This window comes from Rhodopirellula sp. UBA1907 (genome assembly GCF_002337565.1).
GTDB lineage: Bacteria > Planctomycetota > Planctomycetia > Pirellulales > Pirellulaceae > Rhodopirellula > Rhodopirellula europaea.
The window spans coordinates 119,586-141,348 of the sequence record NZ_DDGH01000006.1 but is presented as its reverse complement, the minus strand read 5'-3'; the positions used below and the strand labels follow the sequence as shown (position 1 = coordinate 141,348).

Here is a 21,763-nt window from a genome sequence, read left to right as displayed (position 1 = left end):
ATCACATGCGAGAAGCCGCGGCGAAGAAGCCGCCGGCACAACCGCCACAGATGATTGCGGTGATTGCCGTTTTCCAGTTGTCACGGAAATGTCGAATCACGAAGACCGGGACGTAGAGGATCGTCAGCGACAAAAGGCCCTCATTGCGACTGACTTTGAAAGCGCGGGCGATCAGGGTCAGCACTGCACCGATGGCTACCATCGCAAACGCGGCTCCGCCCAGGTTGCAGAACATTTGCAGTGGTTTGAACTGCAACTGCTCGACCCGGCGGGAAGCGTTCACGGCCAAGACCGCGATTGTGACGGCACTGCCGAGGATGAAGAGGATCAAAGCCAGCATCCACGGAGGCATGCCTGCACCTTTGTGCATTTTTTCTTGCAAAGCCACATCGCGGACCATGTCCTGTTCCGCTTTCATGAGCGCCAGAGTGCCCATGTCGATGTCGACGCCGGCAACCTTGTGGCTCTCCAGGCTCGTGCCAGTTTCTTTGTTGTAGCCACATTTGGTGCACAAAACCGCTCCGGCTGCCATCTCGGATCTGCAGGACGGGCAGACCGCGAAAACTTGGCGATCGAAACCTTCTTCGGCGAACAAATCGTCGAGAGAGTCTGATTGTGATGCCGCGGGGGCTGGTCGAGCCGCTGCGGGGCGAGCGGCGGCGGCTTTGGGTTTTGCCGTTTTCGCGGCGGCGGTTTTACCCCCCCCGCCTGATGCGGGCACGCGAATTGCTTTGCTGCAGCCCGAGCATTTGACCGCTTTTCCGGCAAATTCATCGCGGACGCTGAGTTGTTTGCCACAGGAGCATTGCAAGCGAATCGGCATCTAGAAATCGTTGGCAAAAGGAATGGAGGGCGTCTCGCGAAACCTGGCGGGCCGCTCCAGCGAGATGCGGGCCAATTGGTGAGGCGGTTTCGGCGTTAGTATAGATGCAAATGGCCGAAACGACGACTCACAATTGAGTCTTTGATAACTCACCTCCGTGCTAGTAATTCTTGGTCGCTTAAGCAAACTTGTGATGGATCCTCGGCTCCGCGAATCGGTTCGCCCTCCGCCTGAACGTCTAACCTGAACACTGCATCGTGAATTCACCCGAACGTGATCTTTCCGACCGTCTCGCGAAGCTCTCTCCCGAACAGAGAGCAGCACTGCGAAAACGCTTGGCCCGTTCGTCATCTTCGACGTCTGCTCCCGCCGCCCAGCCCGCCGATTCGGGTCAATCCAAATCGTCTGTCGAGCCAATCGCGGTTGTCGGCGTCTCGTGCCGCTTTCCCGGTGCACCTGATTTGGATGCGTATTGGAAGGTCGTCTCCGAAGGCATCGATGCGACCGCGGAGATCCCACCGGAACGCTGGGACGTCGATTCTCTCTACGACCCGACCGGTCAGAAAGCGGGCCGGATGTCAGTCCGTCGCGCGGGCATGGTCGACAACATTGATCAGTTCGATCCAAAGTTCTTTGGTATCTCACCTCGCGAAGCGGCGCGGATGGATCCCCAGCAACGACTGCTGTTGGAAGTCAGTTGGGAAGCGTTAGAGATTGCCGGCATTCCGGTGAGCAGTTTGGCGGGAACGCCGGTCGGTGCCTACGTCGGAATTGGTGGCACGGATTATTCCAAAGTCCCCTCCACGTACGATGGTTACTACCAATACATCGACGCGCATGTCGGGACCGGCAACGCGCTTTCGATCGCCGCCAACCGATTGTCTTACATCATGGATCTTCGCGGTCCTAGCATGGCGATCGACACGGCGTGTTCGTCTTCGACGATGGCGATTCACTTGGCCGTGCAGAGTCTACGTGCCGGCGAGTGCGATGCTGCGTTGGCCGGTGGCGTCAACGCAATCTTGACCCCCGAAACAACGATCGCGTTTTCGAAGGCACGCATGTTGTCGCCGGATGGTCAGTGCCGACCGTTCGATGCCGACGCCAATGGCTATGTCCGCGGTGAAGGTTGCGGCATGCTGTTGCTGAAACGTTTGAGCGATGCGGAGCGAGACGGCGATCGTATCTGGGGAACGATCCTGGCCAGCGCGACCAATCAAGACGGCCGAACCAGCGGCATCACCGCACCCAATGGTGTGTCACAACAAGCGGTCATTCGAACCGCCCTTCGCGAAGCCGGACTGCCCGCGTCACGAGTCAACTACATCGAAGCGCACGGCACTGGGACGCCGTTGGGTGATCCGATCGAAGTCGATGCGCTGACGCAAGTGTTCTCTGGCAAACCGGGAGTCGATCCGCCTTGCTATGTGACCAGCGTCAAAGCCAACGTGGGGCACATGGAAACCGTTTCGGGTGTGGCCGGCATCATCAAGTTGTTGCTGATGATGCGTCACCAAACCATTCCTGGTCAGCTTCATCTGAACAAGCTCAACCCGCGAATGTCGCTGAAGCGGTCACGCATCGTGATACCCGCTCAGTCACCACCTTGGCCGGTCGATGATGAGCCGTTGGTGGCTGGAGTCAGCTCATTCGGATTTGGTGGAGCCAACACTCACCTTGTGATGCAGCAGTACGCGGCGAAGGAAACGGTCGAGCCTACCGGTTCGACGGATTTAGCCACGACAGATCGAACGCAGCACGTGTTGAGTCTGAGCGGCAAGAGTGACGCTGCCATCGCGGAGGTCGTTTCACGGTTGAAACAGCACCTCGATCGCACCGACGACAACGTGGTGGATGTGGCACACACGATGAATGTCGGCCGCGTTCATCACACGCACCGAACCGCGGTGGTTTTTGAAGACGCGAAGCAACTTCATCGTCAGCTGACTCAGTTGAGCGATGGCAAGAAAGGCCCCGGCATTCGAAGCGGGCAAACGGTGACCAGTCGCGCGACTCGAACCGCGTTCCTGTTCACCGGACAAGGCTCGCAGGCTGCAGGTATGGGGCGTGGCTTGTTTGAAACGCAGCCGGTGTTTCGCAAGTCGATGAAGCGTTGCGATGAACTCTTGGCAAAGGTTCTGCCAAAGCGATTGCTGGATGTTTTGTACGGCGAAGGTCCCGACACCGAACTGGTTCACCAAACGCGATACACCCAACCCGCTCTTTTCGCGATCGAGTATTCGCTGGCACAGTTGTGGTTGTCATGGGGATTGAAGCCGAACGTCGTGCTTGGACACAGCGTCGGAGAATTCGCGGCGGCCTGCATCGCCGGTGTCGTGTCGCTGGAGGACGCGCTGAGCTTGATCGCACACCGTGGGCGATTGATGGGCGAGTTGCCTTCCGGTGGCGGCATGACAGCGATGTTTGAATCGGCGGAAGTCATCGCCAATCATCTTCGCGAATTTGAATCATCGGGCGGAGGATCGCTGTCAGTCGCCGCTGAAAACGGTCCGCAGAACACGGTTGTTTCCGGTCCACAATCGGATCTGGATGCGTTTGCAAAACACTGCGAAGAAGCTGACATTGCTTCGAAGGCTCTGCAAGTATCGCATGCGTTCCATTCGCAATTGATGGAACCGATGTTGGATGAGTTCCGGCAGATCGCTGAACAGTGCGAATTCAAAACGCCGCGCATCCCTTTGATCAGCAACCTGACCGGTGAGCAATGGACCAAGGCTTGGGACGCTAACTATCTGTGCGACCACATCCGCAACGCGGTCCGCTTTGAGCCGAGCATGCGAACTCTGGCGGAGATGGACATCGACGTCATGTTGGAAGTGGGACCGTCGCCGATTTTAACCGGCATGGGTAAGCGTTGTTTGCCGGAATCCTCCGCCACCTGGGCCACCTCGCTGCGGTCGGGCAAAGACGACGAGACGACTTTGTTCGAAGCGGTGGGCGACGTGCACACTCGTGGTGGAAAAATTGATTGGAAAGCGTTTGATCAGCCGTGGAAGCGGCAGCGTTTGGTATTGCCCACCTATCCGTTTGATCGTCAACGCTATTGGTTGGATCCATCCGATGAGATCGTCGAGGATCCATCTCGCAATCGCTCGGGATCGGGTGAACCACTACATCCGATGCTTGGTCGCTTGCAGCCATCAGCACTGCGAAGTCGTTTGTATGAGAACGCATTGTCGGCCCGGTCGCCGGAGTTCTTGGCGGATCACGCGGTGCAAGGTTCCGTCAACTTGCCCGGAGCTGCCTTTGTTGAGGTTGCCTTTGCCGCGGCGAGAGACCGCTTCGGTCCGGGGGCACATTCGGTAACGGATGCCAATATCGAACAAGCCATGTTCGTCAGCGAGGAACGCTGGAAAACGTTCCAAACGATCGTCGATGAGAGTCTATCGCTGGAAGTCTATTCTCGCGATCGGGTCGATACGAGCGATTCATGGCAGCGGCACATGTCGGCGTCGTTGGTTCCTGCCGAGCAAACCGATGAGTCGGCCGATTCGGAAGTTGTTCCGCCTCCATCAGGTTTGTCGACCGTCGCTCAGCGATTTGTGGGTGGCAAGGATCACGACGAGTTCTATGACCTGATGGCGCATCGCCGACTGGAGTACGGCCCCCGTTTCCGGATGCTGAATCGTGTCGATTACTCGATTGACGAAGCGTTGGGGCAAGTTCAATGCGATGAGGCCACGCGTGCCGAACTGGATGATTACATTCTGCATCCCGTTCTGGGCGACGCGTTGATGCAAACATTCTCGGCGTTGGTTCCGCGACCTGATCATGACACGTTCAGCGAAGCGACGTACATGCCGACGAAAGTCTCGCGGGCAGTTGTGTACCAGCGACCCGAAGGGACACTTCGTACCTATGGACGTAGGTCATCGCCGGGCGACGTCTTGGACCCCGAGTTCGTCGAAGGCGATGTTTGGTTGGTCAATGAGCGTGACGAAGTCGTTGCCGAATGGACTGGCGTTCGCGTCACCCGGGTTGGACGCGTCGGTGGTGGAAAGTCAGAGTCACTCGACGATTCGCTTTACCAAATCGATTGGCAGGTGACCGAATCCTTGTCCGATGACATTGACTTGGACGGTAAGCAAGTTTGGCTGTTGGGCGAATCAGGATCGCGTCGAGAATCTTTGGCCAAGCAATTGGTTGACTTCGGTGCTGAAGTCGTCGAGGGAGACTTGGGAGATGATCTGAAAACACTCGCGGAGAAAACCGAATCGACCAAACCACTTTCGGCGCTCATCACGCTTTGGGACCTGAGCGACGAATCAAGCAATCCAGCCGATGATGCGGAGGCGGTTTGTCAGTTGGCCCTCAAGCAGATTCGCTCGGCGATCACGCACGTACCGGTGAGCAAACATTTTCGCGGTTGGTGGCATGTCACACAGGGGGCACAATCAGTTTCGGAATCGGAGTCGTCCATCGACTTGGTCCATTCACCTTTGTGGGGAATGATTCGCGTCGCGATGATGGAACTCGCCGATCTGAAACCTTCGTTGCTGGAGGTGGATCCGTCCGCTTCCGATCAATCCAATGGGCAAGCCATCGCGGCCGAGATGATTGCTGCGGATGACGAGGATCACGTTGCTTACCGAGATGGCATGCGTCACCTGGGACGGTTGGTGAAGCGACGTGCCCCAGCGGCATCAGAAAGCGACACGATAGTCACGATTCCGTCACAGCCGCACCGGCTGCGTTTTCGACAAACCGGTAGTTTCGATTCGTTGTATTTCGAGCCGATGGAACGCGAGACGCCTCAGGGAAGTGAGGTGGAACTGCGGGTCAATGCGGCGGGACTGAACTTCAGCGATGTCCTGAAAGTCATGGGGCTGTATCCCGGAATCACTGACAAAGTGGTGCCATTGGGGATTGAATGCTCCGGTGTGGTTACCGCGGTTGGCAAAGAAGCGAAGCGTTTTCAAGTTGGCGATCAAGTGATGGGGGTCGCTCCGTTCAGCTTTGGTTCGCACGCGAAAACGCCTGAGTACACGTTGGTCAAACGCCCGGCTGGAATGGACGATGTCGAAGCCGCAACCATCCCCATCGCTTTCTTGACCGCATGGTATGGATTGGTGCATTTGGCTGACGTTCAGCCTGGCGAACGTGTGTTGATTCATGCGGGGGCGGGCGGTGTCGGATTGGCGGCAACCCAAATCGCTCAATACCTCGGTGCCGAAATCATCGCGACCGCCGGCAGCGACGAGAAACGTGATTTCCTTCGTGAATGCGGCGTGAAGCATGTCTTCAACTCTCGAACCACGGAGTTTGCCGACGACATCCGTCGTGCATTCTCAGGTGAAGGTGTGGACGTGGTCTTGAATTCGCTTCCCGGCGAGGCCATTCCAAAAAGTCTCGGTGTGCTCAACGCATACGGTCGCTTTCTAGAGATCGGAAAGACTGATATCTACCAGGATCGCAAGGTTGGATTGTTGCCATTCCAAGACAACCTGTCCTACCACGCGATCGATTTGGATCGAGTGTTGCGACAGCGTCCGGCGAAGATCGAGAAGTTATGGGCGGAACTTGCTGAGCGATTCGAGGCCGGCGACTTGCAACCGATCGCTTGCACCGAGTTTGATCAGACCGAGATGGTCGAAACGTTCCGTTACATGGCGCAGCGAAAGAACATCGGCAAAGTCATCACGCGAATGTCGACGCATGCGACGACTGATGCTGTGCCGCAACAAGAAGCATCCGACTCGACCGTGTTGATCACCGGAGGCACCGGTGCGATTGGTTTGAAGCTCGCGAAGCAATTGATCGACGAAGGTACGACCAGCATCGCTTTGCTATCTCGCCGACAACCGGTTGGTGAAGTCGCGGCTAAGATCGATGCGTTGACGCAGGACGTTGATTCGGTGCGGGTGACTGTGTTGCAAGGTGACGTGGGTGACCTTGATTCGTTGAAGTCGGCACTCAAACAACTGCCCGGCGATCTGCCGCCTATCGGGCATGTCTATCACGCAGCAGGAGTTCTGCAGGATGGATTGTTGATGGACATGACCGAAGAACAGTTGCATGTTCCCATGGGACCCAAAATCCAAGGTGGTTGGAACCTGCACGTGGCAACGAAGGATCTTCCGATCGAATCGTTTGTGCTGTTCTCTTCCATCGCCGCTTGTTTAGGATCACCCGGACAAGCCAACTACGCGGCAGCCAATAGCTTTTTGGATTCCCTGGCAGAATATCGCCGTGGCAAAGGTTTGCCGGCGACTAGTATCGCTTGGGGCCCGTGGGCTGAGTCCGGAATGGCGGCCACCGAGGATCGGTCGTCGCAACTTGAATCGCGAGGAATGCGATTGCTTCCCGCCAATGCTTGTCTGCAAACAATGCAGCAACTCATCGATGCCGGCGATCGATACGTGGCCGTGATGGATGTGGATTGGCCCGCGATGACGAAAAGCATGCGGCGCAGTCGGCCGTTCTTCGCCGAGTTTGCGGATCACTCCGATGTCGATGGCAAAGCGAGCGTGGATCAAGTCGACCAGGAGTTCCGTTCCCAATTGTCGGGAGTTTCTGAAAGCGAACGAACCGACCTTTTGCGTCAGTATTTTGCTTCTGAACTGGCCCGGTTGATGGGCTGGGAAGCGGAGCAGATTGACGTGAAGCAAAAACTCAGTGAATTGGGCATGGATTCGCTGATCGCGATGGAACTGAAGAATAATCTCGAGCAACGCTTGGCAATCACGATTCCAATGTCAGCACTTGTCGAGTCGCCGTCGATTAACAGTTTGGTCGGTCATGTGGTTTCTCAGTTTGCCGACGAAGACGGCGAGATGAAGAAGACGTCGGAGAAGTCACAACAACCTGGCGGCGACCGAACCGCGTTGATCGTGCCCTTGAAAGCCGATGGTGCTCGTTCGCCTTGGTTGTGTATTCATCCGCTGGGAGGATCGACCGCTTGCTACTCCGAGTTTTCGCAACAGGTCGACGACGACCAACCGGTGTACGCTTTGGTCGGTGGAGGATCCGATGGCGTCAGCGAACCGCCGGCGTCGTTGGATGCCATGATGCAAGAGTATGTTGAGCTCGTGCAAGAACAGTTCGGCGATGATGAGTTGCGTCTGATTGGTTGGTCTGCGGGCGGTGTCTTTGCTCTTGAACTCGCACGCCGATTGGAAAGCGAAGCCCGAGTCAACGTCGCGGTGACGTTGTTGGACACGCCTCTTCCATCGATCTACCGCAATGTGGATCCGAATGATGATGTGCAGTTCGTCGCCGATCTGATCCAGTTCTCCAATGCATTCTCTGGGACAGACATGCACTTGTCGGCGGAAGAGTTGGAGGACGCTCGTGGGACCGATCAGATTTGGCAGCGTGTCTTGGAAGAAGCCCAGCGTGCCGGAGTCCTCACCCAGTCCGCATCGGCAGAAATGGTTCGTAAGTTGATCGATACCAGCCGTCAGCACGTGCAGTTCATCAAGTCGTATGAGATCGACCCGTCCAGTCCAAGTGTGCAGTTGATTCTTCCGGCGAAGACGACGGCCTTGGAAGGTTCTTCAGGAGAACGTTGGACCGATCACTTGGATTGGGCTTCTCACCTGGATAGCGAAGTGCTTGTTGAACAAACCGATGGTGATCACTTCACCATGCTGTTGGGTGAGCACGCGAAAGAGCTGGCGAAGAGAATGGAGCAACACGCGACGGCCAAGTGATCCTGTCTCTTCGTAGCCAGGACGAATGCCTAACTGGCTCGTCGAGCGGCACTACTTTGCCATCAGGTATCCAACCCCGCGGACCGATTTAATTCGCGTGGGTTGATTGGGGTCATCGCCCAGTTTGCGTCGAACTCGTGAGACACGCAGGTCAATCGATCGGTCGAGTCCGTCGTAGGGCAGCCCCAGCAAATCGACATAGATGTCTTTGCGAGCGACCACTGATCCCGCACGAAGTGCTAAGTATTCGATCAAGTCAAATTCCGCGGTGGTCATGTCGACCGGGTCGCCCGCAATGGTGACCTGTCGTCGGGCGGGCGTCACGACCAAATCACCAACGATGATTCGATCTTCGTCGGTCAGTTGAGCGTCTGATTTTTTCAGATGATTCTTTAGCCGGGCCAGCAATGCACGCGGACGAACCGGTTTGCTCATGAAATCATCCGCACCCACTTCTAGAGCGACCACTTCATCGATTTCTTCGCCGCGTGCGGTCAGGACGATGATTGGGCCCGAGAATTGATTGCGCACCGATCGACACACATCGATCCCGTTCATGCTGGGCAATCCAATGTCCAAAACAATCGCATCAAATCGGTCGTGGACGATTCTTTGAGCAGCGAGTTTGCCATCGTTTTCGACCTCAACATGAAATCCATTTTCATGAAGGAAGTCACTCACCATCGCTGCCAAATGGGTGTCGTCTTCGACCAATAGCAGTCGATCTTGCATTACATCTATTCCTTCTCGGACATGAACGTTCACCGACTGAAACCCCAGTCCCCGTCAAAGGTTCCGGCGGAAACGGGGGGCGGTGATGAAACCGACTTGAAACCAATTTTCGACTCAATTTGGCGGAACCTCCTACCCGTATCGGCATTGAAGCCTTGCCGTGAGTGGAGACTCACACGGTTTCACCAACAGGAGGAAAAAATGAATCGAAAATCAATCACTTGCAGCAATGGGCACCATTTGCGAGCCGCCGGGGCGCTGTCCGGCAAGACTCTGCCCTGTCCGAAATGTGGTGTCGCAGTCACCATTCCGTGGGAAGAAGCGTTCACGGTTCCTGAAGAACCCCCCGTACGCGACACGCTGTCCGATACCGGCGTCATGCGAATTCTAGGTGAGACCGCGGTGGCTCCCGCTACCGAAACCCAGCCGGACGCGAATCAAGCGAATCCAGAATCACACCGGCCGTGCCCGCGGTGCGAGTACTTGGTCAGCGATCAGTCCACGGTGTGCCCGAAGTGTGCTTGCTACATGGGCATGATGCCTCAATTTTTGCGAGCACTGCTTCCCAAGAATCTGTCCGCCTGAACGGACGAACAAGTCGCCGATAAGACCCCTTCAAGGAATCCTGCCTGGATGCCTTGAAGGGACGGGATCAAACAAAGATCACTTCTCGACGGTCAGCTCACGCCGATAGATGGTCGTACCGTTGGTCACGTACAAGTGTGAGTGTTCCGGACCGGCCAGCACGCAGCTGGTCAAAGGTTGATCCGAATCGGGTTTGGGAAGCACTCCGCAGGGGCGACCGGTGGGATCAAAGATCTGCACGCCCAGTTCGCTGGTGACATAGAAGCGGCCGAGCTTGTCAACCGCCGAGCCGTCTCCCTTGGACGCTTGGATGTACTGGGGTGGTTCGTTGAAATTGAAATCGCCCTTGGGATCGATCGGCAATCGCATCGGCATGGTTGGCATCTTTGCATCGAGCACACCGTTCTTGTTGACTCGGAATGTCCATGTCGATGGTCCACCATGATCCGAAACGAGCAGCGTGCCGCCGTCGTTGGACAGTGCGATGCCGTTGGGACGGGTGATGCCCACATCGACCGCGGTCACTTCACCAGTCTTGATGTCGATTCGAGTGACTTGGTGAGCTCTAGTCTCGGTGATGAACAAATAGCCCTCGTCCGAAACCGCGAGATCGTTGGGGGCGACGTTTTCAGCGATCGTCTTCACTTCACCTGATTTTGGATCGATTGAGATCACTCGCTTCTTGGATCCTTGGCAGGCGTAGAGCAGATTGCCGGGACCAAACATCAATCCGCTGATGGATTCCTTCGCGATGACCGATTTGCTTTGGTCTTTCGCGTCGACTCGCACCACTGCCGGAGCACGCATGTCGCAGTAATAAAAATTGCCGTCTGCGTCGCTGCAGGGAGCGTCAGAAAATCCAAGGTTGTCAGCGACGACTTCCCATGACTTACCTGGGACGAGAAGATTCAAGAGCGTCAGGTCGCCACGAAGGTCATCGGAAGTGTCGATGGATGGTGTGTGTTTTTTGCTGCGCCACAACCATTTCATTGCCTCGGGAAACTGCATGCTGCCGAAGTCAGCGTTGTGCCCGAAACCTTCTGCCCAATCCAGGCGAACGTCGTATCCCATGTAGGACAAAGATGATTCCATGCGTTGATTGGCAATCGGCCAATGACCAAACGGGTTGTCGTTGTCGCCGCTGGTATCTGACATGTAGACGCGAATGGGTTTGGGTTCGGTCTTGCGGATCAAAGACGAATAAAGGTCTCCCCCACGCAAATTCACGAAGCTGCCGACATTGGAGTAAACCTTGCGGAATTGGTCGGGGCGTTCCCATGCAACGGTGAAGGCACAGATCGCACCGGAGCTGGATCCGCCAATCGCACGCATGTTGGGATCGTTGGAAAGGTTGTATTTCTTTTCAACCTCGGGAAGGATCTCTTCCAACAAGAATCGACTGTACCGATCGCCCAAGCTGTCGTATTCGAAACCTCGATTGGAAGACTTGCGGCCCTTTCGAGGTTTGGATTTGTCGTGCCCTGGATTGAGAAACACCGCAATGGTTGGCGGCATGTCACCGCTTGCGATCAAGTTGTCAAACACGGTTGGGATACGCCAGCGACCCTTTGTGTCACGCATCCGCTCACCGTCTTGGAACACCATCAATGTCGCTGGTTTGCTCGCGTCGTACTGAGCCGGAACGTAGATGGACCAGTCGCGAATGGTGTTGCCAAAGATCTCTGAGTGCCAAGGCGGCATCGATTCCACTTTGCCTTGCGGAACGTTTTCGTTCACGATCGCGAGCGGGTGTGGTTCCCACTTGGGTTTGGTGGATGACGGCGGGATGAGAGTGGACTCCGCGTCGTCGTTCCACAACCACTGCAAGGCACTGGGCAGTTCTTTGCCGCCCCACTGACCACTGTGTCCGCCTTCGGTCATGACGAACTTGTATTGGTAGCCCGCGAATTGAAGTGCAGCGGCCATGTCGCGGTTTGCCAGCGGCCAGTTGCCATGTAGGTTGCTCAGGTCATCGCGGCCTTCTTGCAAGTAGACTTGGATGGGTTTCGGATTTGACTTTGTTTTGCGAATCAAACCGGGATAGGCCCAACCGCCACGAATGTTGGTGAAGCTGCCGATGTGACTAAGCACTTTGCCAAATTGATCTGGCCGTTCCCAAGCCACGGTGAAGGCGCAGATGCCACCGGAAGAGATGCCCGCAACGGCGCGGCGTTTGGGATCGGTCGAGACTTTCAAATCCTTCAGTGCAACTGGGAGGAATTCGTTGATCAGGAAGTTCGAATAACGATCACCCAAAGAGTCGTATTCGAATGAACGGTTACTACGGTTCTTGGCACCGGGTTTGGTGGCCGGGACGGTGCCTGGATTGACAAAGACGGCGATCGTCGGAGGCAAGGAACCGTTGTCGATCAAGTTGTCCAGGACGATCGGAACGCGGAACGCGCCGTTTGGTTTGGCGTAGTTCATTCCGTCCATGAACACCATCAAGTTGGCTGGTGACTCGGGATCGTATTGCGACGGAACATAGACGGCGTAGTCTCGCCGAGTCCCCGGATAGATCTCGCTGGTGTCGAACACTCCCTTCGTGATTTCGCCCTGTGGCACGTCATCCTGAACCGTTCGCAGCGATTCGTCGTCTGCGTTTGCACTCAGTGCGGTCGAGGCAACGAAAACTGCGGCGAGCATCCAAAGACAGGAGCACGACCGGATCCATGAAGCGAAATGCTTCTTCGCTGGAAAGACTGCTATCGGATCGACGGGGTGAAGCATGATGAATCGCTCGGTGGGATGCTGTTGGGGTGGGATCCTTCCGCGTAAGATCGCGTGAGGGGGATCTGATCATCGTTGCTGGAGAGTTGCCAAGCAAGTGCCGCGAACAGATGAACATCACGGGTGGGAAGATTGCTCCGGCCTGATAAGTTGCTTTCAAAGCCACTTCACCTCAGCAAACGTTTCATGAACATCATTTCACTTCTGCCCAGTGCGACCGAAATCATCTGCGCGTTGGGATTGCAGGACCAATTGGTAGGTGTCACACATGAGTGCGATTATCCATCCGGAGTTGATCGTCTTGCGAAGGTCACTCAGACGTTGATTCCGCATGATGCGACCAGCGGCGAGATCGACACGATGGTGCGAGAGCGATTGCAGACCGAGCGAGCTTTGTACTCACTGAATATGCCGGTGGTGGAATCGCTGGCGCCGGATCTGATCGTGACCCAAGCTTTGTGCGACGTTTGCGCGGTGGCTGAGTCGGAGGTCAACGCGGCGGCGTGCTCCTTGCCCGGACAGCCTCGTGTGGTGAACCTGGAACCGACTTCTTTGTCGGAGATGTTTGATTGCATCACCTTGGTTGGTGAAGCCGCAGGTTGTCCGGACCGGGCGACAGCTCTGATTGACCAATTGCAATCACGAGTCGCTCGAGTACGAAAACGCTCGGAGGATTTGTTGTCACGGCCCGAGACAAAGGTACCGAGCGTGATGTTGTTGGAATGGATCGACCCTCCGTTCAGTGCCGGTCACTGGAGTCCGGAGTTGGTGCGACTAGCCGGCGGCCACGAATGTGTGGGCGAGGCCGGTGAGCGTTCGGAGACCACCTCTTGGGACCGCATTCGAGAAGCGGATCCGGACGTGTTGTTCATCGCGTGTTGCGGTTTCAGCGTGTCGCGAACATTGGAAGACATGCCGATTCTGCGTGGCTATCCCGGATGGTCCGACATGAAGTGTGTTCGCGAAGAACGTGTCTACGTGGTCGACGGTTCGGCCTACTTCAGCCGGCCAGGCCCACGCTTAGTCGACAGCCTAGAAATTCTCGCCAATGCCCTTCACCCTGAAGTCCACCCTCTTCCAGATGGCCTATCACCTGCCATGCATCTCATCTAAGCGATGCGTTCTTCGGTGATGTGGGTTGTGCCATCGGGATCGACGCGTCGGAAGAAGCAGCTTTCGTAGTTTTCGTGGCAGGCTGCTCCGGTTTGGTCGACGGACAACAGGATCGTGTCGGCGTCGCAGTCCACTCGGATTTCTCGCACGACTTGAGCGTGGCCGCTGGTGTCACCCTTCCGCCAAAGTTTGCCTCTCGAGCGGCTGAAATAAACCGCTCGGTTGCCCGAGATGGTTTCGTCCCAAGCTTCGCGATTCATCCACGCCAGCATCAGCACTCGCCCGGTCGTGGCGTCTTGGGCGATGGCGGGCAGCAATGGTTGACCGGTCTTGGGACACGGGATTCCAGCATCAAAGTTGGGAATGGGGGATGACATGAGGATGATCAGGTGTTGAGTTTGACAATGATTTTGCCCGCCAGCTGACTGCTGTCTTCGAGCGTCGCGGATTCTTGCAAGGCGTGTGCTTGGGCGGCTTCGTCCAGGCTGAATCGAGCACTGATGTTCGCGGACAATTTGCCGGACGCCAACCACTGGGAAATGTCTTCGGCGGCGTTTTTCATTTCCATCGGGGTGGCTTTGAACATCACAAAGCCATGCAGCGAACATTCCTTGACATAGAACGGACCCACGGGGAATGCGGGCTTGGCATCGCGTCCCGCCATCAAGACCATGCGTCCCCGACCGGCCATCAGATCGATTGCCATGTCAAAGTCTGGCTCACGCCGCGTCTCCCAGAGCACATTGACTCCGTCGGGAGCGAATGCTTTGGTGCGATCCGCGATGGATTCATCTTTGTAGAGAATCACTTCTTCAGCACCGAGATCGCGGCATACTTGTGCCTTCGCTTCACTGCCGGCAGTCGTGATCACGCGAGCACCGGTTGCAGCCGCCATTTGCACCACCATGGAACCCACACCGCCGCTGCCGCCGATGATCAGGATTGTTTCGCCTGGTTCCAACTGAGCTTCACGAAAGAGACCAAGGTGAGCGGTGACTCCAACCAATGCACACGCGGCGGCGTCTTCGTACGGCACCGGTTCAGGCAATTTGAATGTCCAGTGTTCATCGACGGCAATCAATTCAGACAGGGTGCCCTGCCGTCCAAGCAAGCCTTGGTTGGTACACCAAACCCGATCACCGATAGACAATCGCTTGACACCCGGGCCGACGCTTTCGACCACGCCGGCAGCATCGCATCCGGGAACAAACGGTTGCGGCAATTCCATCGCGATGGTGCCGTTCCGGATGTAAGTGTCGATCGGATTGATTGCGGAGGCGTACACTCGAATCACAACTTGGCCGGGACCCGGAGTAGGGTCAGGCAGTTCACCGATTTGAAGAGTGTCGGCAGGTCCTGTTTCGGTGATGAAGGCGGCTTTCATGGGGGCACTCGCTGAAGAAGTCATTCATCAAAAGAGGAGGGGAAGATCGTCGTGGACGATCATCATCGCATTGGGAGCGAATATTTTAGCGTTGCCTGACCGATTCGCGAATGCGAGAGACCCAATCGGTTGCTTTGCTTTGAAGATCCGCGATGGCTTTGGATTCCGGCGAATCGGCATCGTTGGTGTTGGGATTGTTGGTGGCATCTTTCAGTCGCTCCACCCAATCGGAATCCTGGATAGCGGATTCGACTTCAGCGGCCATCGCCACGTCTTCTTTTGGCGCGAAGTAACGTAAACATGATTTCAGCGTATGAGATGCCGATCTCAGTTTGTTCGCGTCGCCTTGTTTGGCACCTTGTTGAAGATTGGTCAGCAACGAAGGGACTTCCATCAAGAACGCATCGCAAACGGAATCCATCGTCTCGGAATCACCGCCGCAATGCTTCGACAATTGCGAACGCCAATCCCATTGATGGTTGTCTTCCGTCACGACGCTTGTTTCGTCGGATGCTGCTTCGGTGGAAGACGATGAATCATCGGAACTTGAATTCGCGATGTTCAGGTTGGAGGGCGTTTGTGAATTCGTTGCCTGCGACAATGTCGGCGGCAACATTGCATCCGATTCCGAGGACTGAGAAACACCAAGGACCCGTTCAATTTCCGTCAGTAAGAGATCCAGGTCGACCGGTTTGGTGATGTAGCCATCCATTCCTGCTTCGCGGCAAAGCTGACGATGCTGGTCGGTGACATGGGCGGTCAACGCGATGATTGGTGGCGGAGTCTTGCCCGCTTGTGAGGCATGTTGGTGAATGATTCGGGTCGCTTCGGTTCCATCCATGTTCGGCATCTGCAGATCCATGAGGACGCAGTCGAAGGTGTTGGATGCCAATCGCTCAACGGCCGCTTCACCTGAGTCCGCGGTTTGGACGCGATGGCCCGAAGCAACCAATTGGTCATGAATCACCAAACGATTGGTGGCGCTGTCGTCAACAACGAGCAACTTGTATCCCTGGCCGGCGTCGGTCGGTGAAGCGTTGATCGGTTCGTTGGTTGATTGTGAATTGGTAAGCAACGCGGCGCCGGGAGCCTGTGATTTCGAAGTGGTTGGATCGCTCTTGGTCGTTGTCGAAAGTTTGTTTCCTCGGCGGCGTTTGCGTTGTCCGCGGCTCGATTGCAAGAGCGGTTTCCCTGCCAGCCAACGACGAAGTTCGTCGGGATGCAGTGGTTCGATCACCACCGCGTCTTCACGCTTGGCACGCCTGGGCGTAGGTTCACCGGCTCTGGTGACCCAGAGGACTCGGTCGCTCGATTTACGAGCTCGGATGCGGAAGGCGGCGTCCGCGGTTTGGTCCGTGAGGATCCAGTGAAGGTGAACGCATTCGGGTTCCAGCATCGACGGCGTGCGGATTGGCCAGCGACAGTGCAACAACGTTTCCGCGATTGCATCTTGCATGGTTGTGTTGCCAACCGAGACCACCGCGGTGGCGCCATCGGTGGCCGGAACAGTTCGCTTCTTTTCTGCATGTTTCGGGTTCGTATCCAGTGGCAATGCAAGGGCGCACTGAAATTGGCTGCCCAGGTCTACTTGGCTGGTCACGGTGATGTCGCCACCCATTCGTTGAGCCAAACCGCGAGCGATTGCCAGGCCCAATCCCGTTCCGCCGAACTGCTTGTTGGTGCCGCGATCGGCTTGTTCAAACGCGTCAAAAATTCGCGATTGATTCTCGGGAGCGATACCAATGCCGGTGTCTGACACGGTCAATTCAAACCACGCCATCGGAGCGTCGCTTGCGGATTCGCTGGTTGTGATTCCGAGCGAGTCGCCATTATTGTCGTTTGACCCGGGGGCGTCGCCGATGGGACTCAGTCGCAAACTAACTTCGCCTCGATTGGTGAACTTGATCGCGTTGCCAGCCAAGTTGATCACGATTTGGCGAATGCGTTTTGGGTCGGCGATCACTCGTCGAGGTGTGTCGGGAGCAATCGACAAGCACAAGCGAACAGGTTTGTCGGCAACGCGAACGGCGAGGCAACCAAAGGCGTCACCGACGACCTCATGCAGATCGACTGGGACCGGATCGATGGCAACGCGACCGGCTTCGATGGCGGCGAAGTCAAGGATGTCTTCAATGACATCACGAAGCAATTCTGTGTTTTGAGCAATGAGGTTGACGTAACGACGCGCCGCCGTGGGAAGGGTTTGCTGACCCAATAAATCCGTCAGTCCTCGGATGCCGCCGAGTGGTGTCCGCAATTCGTGTGAAATGCCCGCCATGAATTGCGTCTTGGTACGGTTGGCTTGTTCAGCGGCTGCTTTCGCTTCCCGCATCGCTTCAAACGCGGCCCGTTGCAACGTGACGTCGCGAATGATGACGGCTTGGCCGGTCGCGTCACCGACCGGAATGTGGTGGATGGACACTTCGCTCTCAAACGAACTGCCATCGCCGCGTCGGAGTCGTAGTTGATGGCGTTCGGCCAGTGGCAATCCACTCCACTGATCGGACACCGGCGATATCAAATCATTGAGGGGACGCCCAACCAATCGTCCGCCACCGGCTTGTAGGAGTTCGCTGGCCGACGGGTTGGCTTCCACGATCGCACGTTGGTCATCGATCAACAGGACCGCGTCACCGGCGGCATCGAACAACGCTCTTTTTCGAGCCTCACTGTCTCGAAGGGCGATCTCGTTGCGATGTTTTTCGGTAATGTCCCAAAAGATGATTTGAACGCCAACGCACTGTCCGTTTTGATCATACTCCGGCGCTTTGAAGACTTGGGCAAAACCAATGCGACCATCGGGGCCCGGGTGCACTTCCACTTTGTCGACGGCTTGTCCGGTCGACATCACCGACAAATCATCGGCGCGATATTTGGCACCGATGGAATCACCAAAAAGTTCCGCATCGGTACTGCCGATCACATCGACGGGAGTCATTCCGATGTCGGCGCAAAACTGTTCGTTGGCGTAGGTGAACACGCCTTCGGCGCTTTTGCGTGCGACCTGCAGGTGCATGCGATCGATCAGCGATTGGAACGTTGTTTCGCTCTGGTCCAGACGATGCTGAGTCTCTTGCCGTCGCGTGACTTCGTTACGCAGGGCTCGGTTGACTCGCCGGATCTGCAGCGATCGCCGATGCACTCGGTGCTGGAGCATCCGTTGGTGTTTCAGTCGTGTGCGCAAACGGCCCTGCAAGTAGATGTGAAAATAGCCCGTGGCCATCAACGCGAAAAATGTCCAGAGGCGGACTGGTTCGATCCAGGCGAATGGTTCCGCACCAACCTCGCCCGCGAACCGTTGGGCGATCGGGCCAAAGACATGGAACAAACCCACCGCGGCGACGGCAACGCTTTGAATCGCTGTCATCCAGGTGATGAAGCGACGGTGGAGAACTCGCCAGGCCAGCGGCAAGAAAATTAGATGAGCAACCACGACCGCCCAGTCCGGCGGCGTCATGGCATCGGCAACGGCAACGAAGAGAACAAGGATCACCCAAGATCGTGGACGTCGCCAAAGTTGTGTCCACCATCGTCGCATGAGTTCAAAGCTTTTTGGCGAGTTCTTCATCGGCGTGACGTTGCCACCAATGGCGTGCGTTTTCTTGTGTCCAAGGATACCGCGGTGCGAGTGTATCCAACCGCTGGATCAGATCCGCGATGGAGCCCACACGGTCGTGTTTTTCCTTGGCCATGCAGGCTTGCACCAGTGCATTCAATTCGTCTTCGACCGACTCGCCGCGATGCGTTTCAATCTCGAGCGGTTGTTGCGTCAAAATCAACGCGAACATGGACTCGGGATCGCATTCGGCAAATGGCGGACGACCCGACAACAAAAAGTATAAGACACAACCCAGTGAATAGACATCGCTTCGCGGGTCCATCACCGAGGGGGCACGGAATCGTTCGGGTGCCATGTACATCGGGGTTCCCGCCCAAACGGTTTCGGCGGTTTGGAAGACGCCTTGATTGGGCTCGAGCGGTTTGGCCAATCCAAAGTCAAACACCACCGCCCAGTCACCCACAATCGTGTCAAAGCTGAGCATGATGTTTTGTGGTTTGAGGTCGCGATGCATCAGGCCTTGGGAATGAGCTTCCAGAACGGCTTGGCAAACCTGACGCATGATCCATATCGCTCGAGCCGGTTCTTGATGACCGCTTCGGGCGACGATTTCGGACAACGTCAGACCGTCGAGCAGTTGCATCACGCAAAATGCTTCGCCGTGTTCGTTGTGCCCGTAATCGTAAATCGTCACGCTGTGAGGGCTGCGCAAACTTGCTGCCAATCGTGCTTCGCGGTCAAATCGGCGATGGTCATCGTCGTCTTGCCGGTCGACCCGCAGCACTTTCAATGCGATCTCGCGTCCCAGTTCCGTGTGACTGGCTCGATAAACGACTCCCATTCCGCCGGCACCAAGTTCCTCATGGATGTGATAGCGTCCAAGTGGTTGTTTCAGAGCCGATGGTGCCGGGCTTTTGGACAGGCGTTTGGCAACCAAGATCGGAAGCAGCGATGTGACCGAGAGCAATAAAGCCCACGGCCAAGTCGACGCCAACGGATAGGTAAGTTGATGGGAATCACTCTCGATGATCAGTCCCATTCCAAACTCGGGCAGCCATCGCCATACACCGACGCAGTCCTTGCCGGTGTAGGTGCGGTAAGTCTGGCCACTCACTTGAGGTTCGGGGCTGTGTGAAACCGAGGCTGCCGCAATTGTCAGTGGGTGAATCGTGCGACCGATCGGCAATTCACCGTTTGGATTCAGCATTGCCGATTCGGTCAGGCGGTCGAGTTGGGCGACGAGCTGATTCAGACGTTCTTCCGCTTCGGACGGGTTGGCAATTTCAGTGACGCGAAATCTAGCTCCCAGCGACTGTGCGATCTGTTCGGGCAAATTCACACTGCGAGTTTGCATGAAACCCTCGCGGTCGACCATGTAGGCATCGACCGAATTCGCTTGGCTTATAAAGGCAAGCGTTTCATTCAACCATCGATTCGTGTTCGGCGGAATGATGACAGCCGCGCCGAGTACATCCGGTCGAAGCGAGTTCTGTTTTTCAGTTTCGGTGGATGATTGTTCGTGAATGGGAACGATCCACGCCAATGGATTGGACACCGCATGATCCAGTTCGTCGGCGAGCGTTTTGCCGAGCAAGGTTGCCAGAGGCGATGGAGCATGGAGCACGGTCCGTCCACTGAGTGCTCGAGCCAAATCAGCCGCCCCATCGGGCGGGAGTTGGATATTGGCTTCGTCGGTCACGGCGCGGCCGCGATCGTTGCCGAAGACAATGGTTAAAGGTTGAAGGTCTCGACTGAAGAAGATGACGTCAGGCGGTTGGAACGTCGGAAGATCGTGCGACTCAAGTTCAGGTCGATCGGCGTTCACGTTGCGAACGGCGTCGGTGAATTGCTGTGTCTGATCGTCGATCGAGTCGGCAAGTTCAGCTGGTGACAAATTTTGAGACCGTGAACGGATCGCGTTTCGAACTCCTGGCTGACGAGCTAAATCGATGGCGAATTGTTTGTCGCGGTTCAGCAGTTGTTCCACTTTGATCGTGGATAGATTCAATGCTAACGAAAGTGAACGCTGGATCGACGAATCGGCTTGTCGTTGCAGACGGCGGTCCACCCATGCGGCGACCACCCAGATGCACGCGATCGTGACGGCGGTGAGCAGCCAAACGACCCAGTTGTATTGCTTTGCTCGATTGATTGGTCCAATCGAGGTCAACGTTTTTCGTTGCCGATTGCGAGACGGTTGCGGACGGTTCGCATCGTGACGCGGCATCGCATGGGTTCGCTGCGCGGCGTGCACGGTGTGTCCCGCACTGGCGTTGCTAGGCATCGAACCTGGGGTGGAGCTACGCGAAAGATCCGCACTGGAATCGGACTTTGCACCCGAGGCGGTTGCCGACATGGAACGGATCGCTCTTATAACTTCCGATTCCGTCGTTTCGCGAGGTGTTGGCAGTCCTGTCCCAAAGGGCACCGAACCATTGCCAGGCTTTGGCCGTGCCGCTGCGCCTTCCACACGAGCCGCGTTGGGATCATGTTCGGCAAGAAGCGAAAGGACTTCGCGAATCAGTTCTTCGTCGCCGGAAGCTTGGTCGCGAATGAATTTCTCTCTCGCGTCCTCTTCGATCTCTTCGGCTTCCCAGAACAGGTCGCGGACACGTTGGTAACGATCCGCATCCATCATGAGGTGGGCGATTGATCGTCGGCGGGCACGTCATCGGCCTTGGGTGCTGAGTCGACTTCTCCTGGGTCAGCTTCTTCTCGGCTCTCTTCGTCTGGGTCGCGAAGTTCGCGTCGCATCCAAGCACGAGCCATGGCCCATTCTTTTTCGACGGTGCGAAGTCCAAGGTTCAGTTCCGCAGCAATCTCTTTCATGCCCAGCCCACCAAAGAATCGCAGTTCGACCACTCGGGCTTGACGCGGGCTCAGGCTCGCCAGTTGCAGCAGCAGTTCATCCAGTGCGACAACGTCATCATCTTGGTCCAACAAAAAAGTGACTTCGTCATCCAGCTGACGCCGAATCCAACCACCGCCACGCTTTTGAGCTTGGGTCCGCCGAGCGTGATCGACCAGGATCCGTCGCATCACCGTCGCACCGATTGCGAAGAAGTGCGTCTTGCCCTGCCAATCAACATGGTCTTGGTCGACCATCCGCACATAGGCTTGGTGAACCAGGGACGAGCTGCTCAGGCGTTCTCGCCGGGGTTCAG

General features: G+C 56.4%; 11 protein-coding genes. 3 read left to right on the top strand and 8 right to left on the bottom strand.

The window, feature by feature from the left end; translation table 11 throughout:
- Position 1: 1 nt before the first annotated feature.
- Complete coding sequence (locus tag B2R17_RS02420) at positions 2-823, bottom strand: hypothetical protein (RefSeq protein WP_286762694.1); 822 nt, start codon at positions 821-823, stop codon at positions 2-4.
- 257 nt (positions 824-1,080) lie between these two features.
- Here B2R17_RS02420 and B2R17_RS02415 point away from each other — a divergent pair, with 257 nt between their 5' ends.
- The gene (locus B2R17_RS02415; protein WP_286762693.1) at positions 1,081-8,496 is read left to right on the top strand and encodes a type I polyketide synthase; all 7,416 of its coding nucleotides are present in this window, start codon (positions 1,081-1,083) and stop codon (positions 8,494-8,496) included.
- A 51-nt stretch (positions 8,497-8,547) separates the two neighbouring features.
- Here B2R17_RS02415 and B2R17_RS02410 read toward each other — a convergent pair whose 3' ends face one another.
- Positions 8,548-9,228, bottom strand: a complete 681-nt coding sequence (locus B2R17_RS02410) for a response regulator transcription factor (protein ID WP_236615971.1) — start codon at positions 9,226-9,228, stop codon at positions 8,548-8,550.
- A gap of 201 nt (positions 9,229-9,429) precedes the next feature.
- Here B2R17_RS02410 and B2R17_RS02405 point away from each other — a divergent pair, with 201 nt between their 5' ends.
- Positions 9,430-9,813: a hypothetical protein gene (locus B2R17_RS02405; RefSeq protein ID WP_008656754.1), complete on the top strand. Its 384-nt coding sequence runs from the start codon at positions 9,430-9,432 to the stop codon at positions 9,811-9,813.
- A 78-nt stretch (positions 9,814-9,891) separates the two neighbouring features.
- Here B2R17_RS02405 and B2R17_RS02400 read toward each other — a convergent pair whose 3' ends face one another.
- Positions 9,892-12,459, bottom strand: coding sequence for an alpha/beta hydrolase-fold protein (locus tag B2R17_RS02400; protein ID WP_286762692.1), 2,568 nt, complete (start codon positions 12,457-12,459; stop codon positions 9,892-9,894).
- A 270-nt stretch (positions 12,460-12,729) separates the two neighbouring features.
- Here B2R17_RS02400 and B2R17_RS02395 point away from each other — a divergent pair, with 270 nt between their 5' ends.
- Positions 12,730-13,656, top strand: coding sequence for a cobalamin-binding protein (locus tag B2R17_RS02395; RefSeq protein WP_286762691.1), 927 nt, complete (start codon positions 12,730-12,732; stop codon positions 13,654-13,656).
- On the opposite strand, the gene hisI is transcribed toward B2R17_RS02395, so the two are convergent.
- The 5 genes from hisI to B2R17_RS02370 form a co-directional block, all read right to left on the bottom strand.
- Entirely contained in the window at positions 13,653-14,033 is a 381-nt protein-coding gene (hisI, locus tag B2R17_RS02390) for a phosphoribosyl-AMP cyclohydrolase (RefSeq protein ID WP_286762690.1), read from the bottom strand. The two genes, B2R17_RS02395 and hisI, sit on opposite strands and share 4 nt — an antisense overlap.
- Positions 14,034-14,041: 8 nt before the next feature.
- On the bottom strand, positions 14,042-15,040 hold the full coding sequence (locus tag B2R17_RS02385) for an NADPH:quinone reductase (protein WP_286762689.1): 999 nt from the start codon (positions 15,038-15,040) through the stop codon (positions 14,042-14,044).
- A gap of 85 nt (positions 15,041-15,125) precedes the next feature.
- On the bottom strand, positions 15,126-18,578 hold the full coding sequence (locus B2R17_RS02380) for a hybrid sensor histidine kinase/response regulator (RefSeq protein WP_339887548.1): 3,453 nt from the start codon (positions 18,576-18,578) through the stop codon (positions 15,126-15,128).
- Positions 18,579-18,582: 4 nt separating this feature from the next.
- Positions 18,583-21,237, bottom strand: a complete 2,655-nt coding sequence (locus tag B2R17_RS02375; protein ID WP_286762687.1) for a serine/threonine-protein kinase — start codon at positions 21,235-21,237, stop codon at positions 18,583-18,585.
- On the bottom strand, positions 21,234-21,763 hold a 530-nt coding region (locus B2R17_RS02370), incomplete at its 5' end, for an ECF-type sigma factor (protein ID WP_286762686.1). The genes B2R17_RS02370 and B2R17_RS02375, both read right to left, overlap by 4 nt.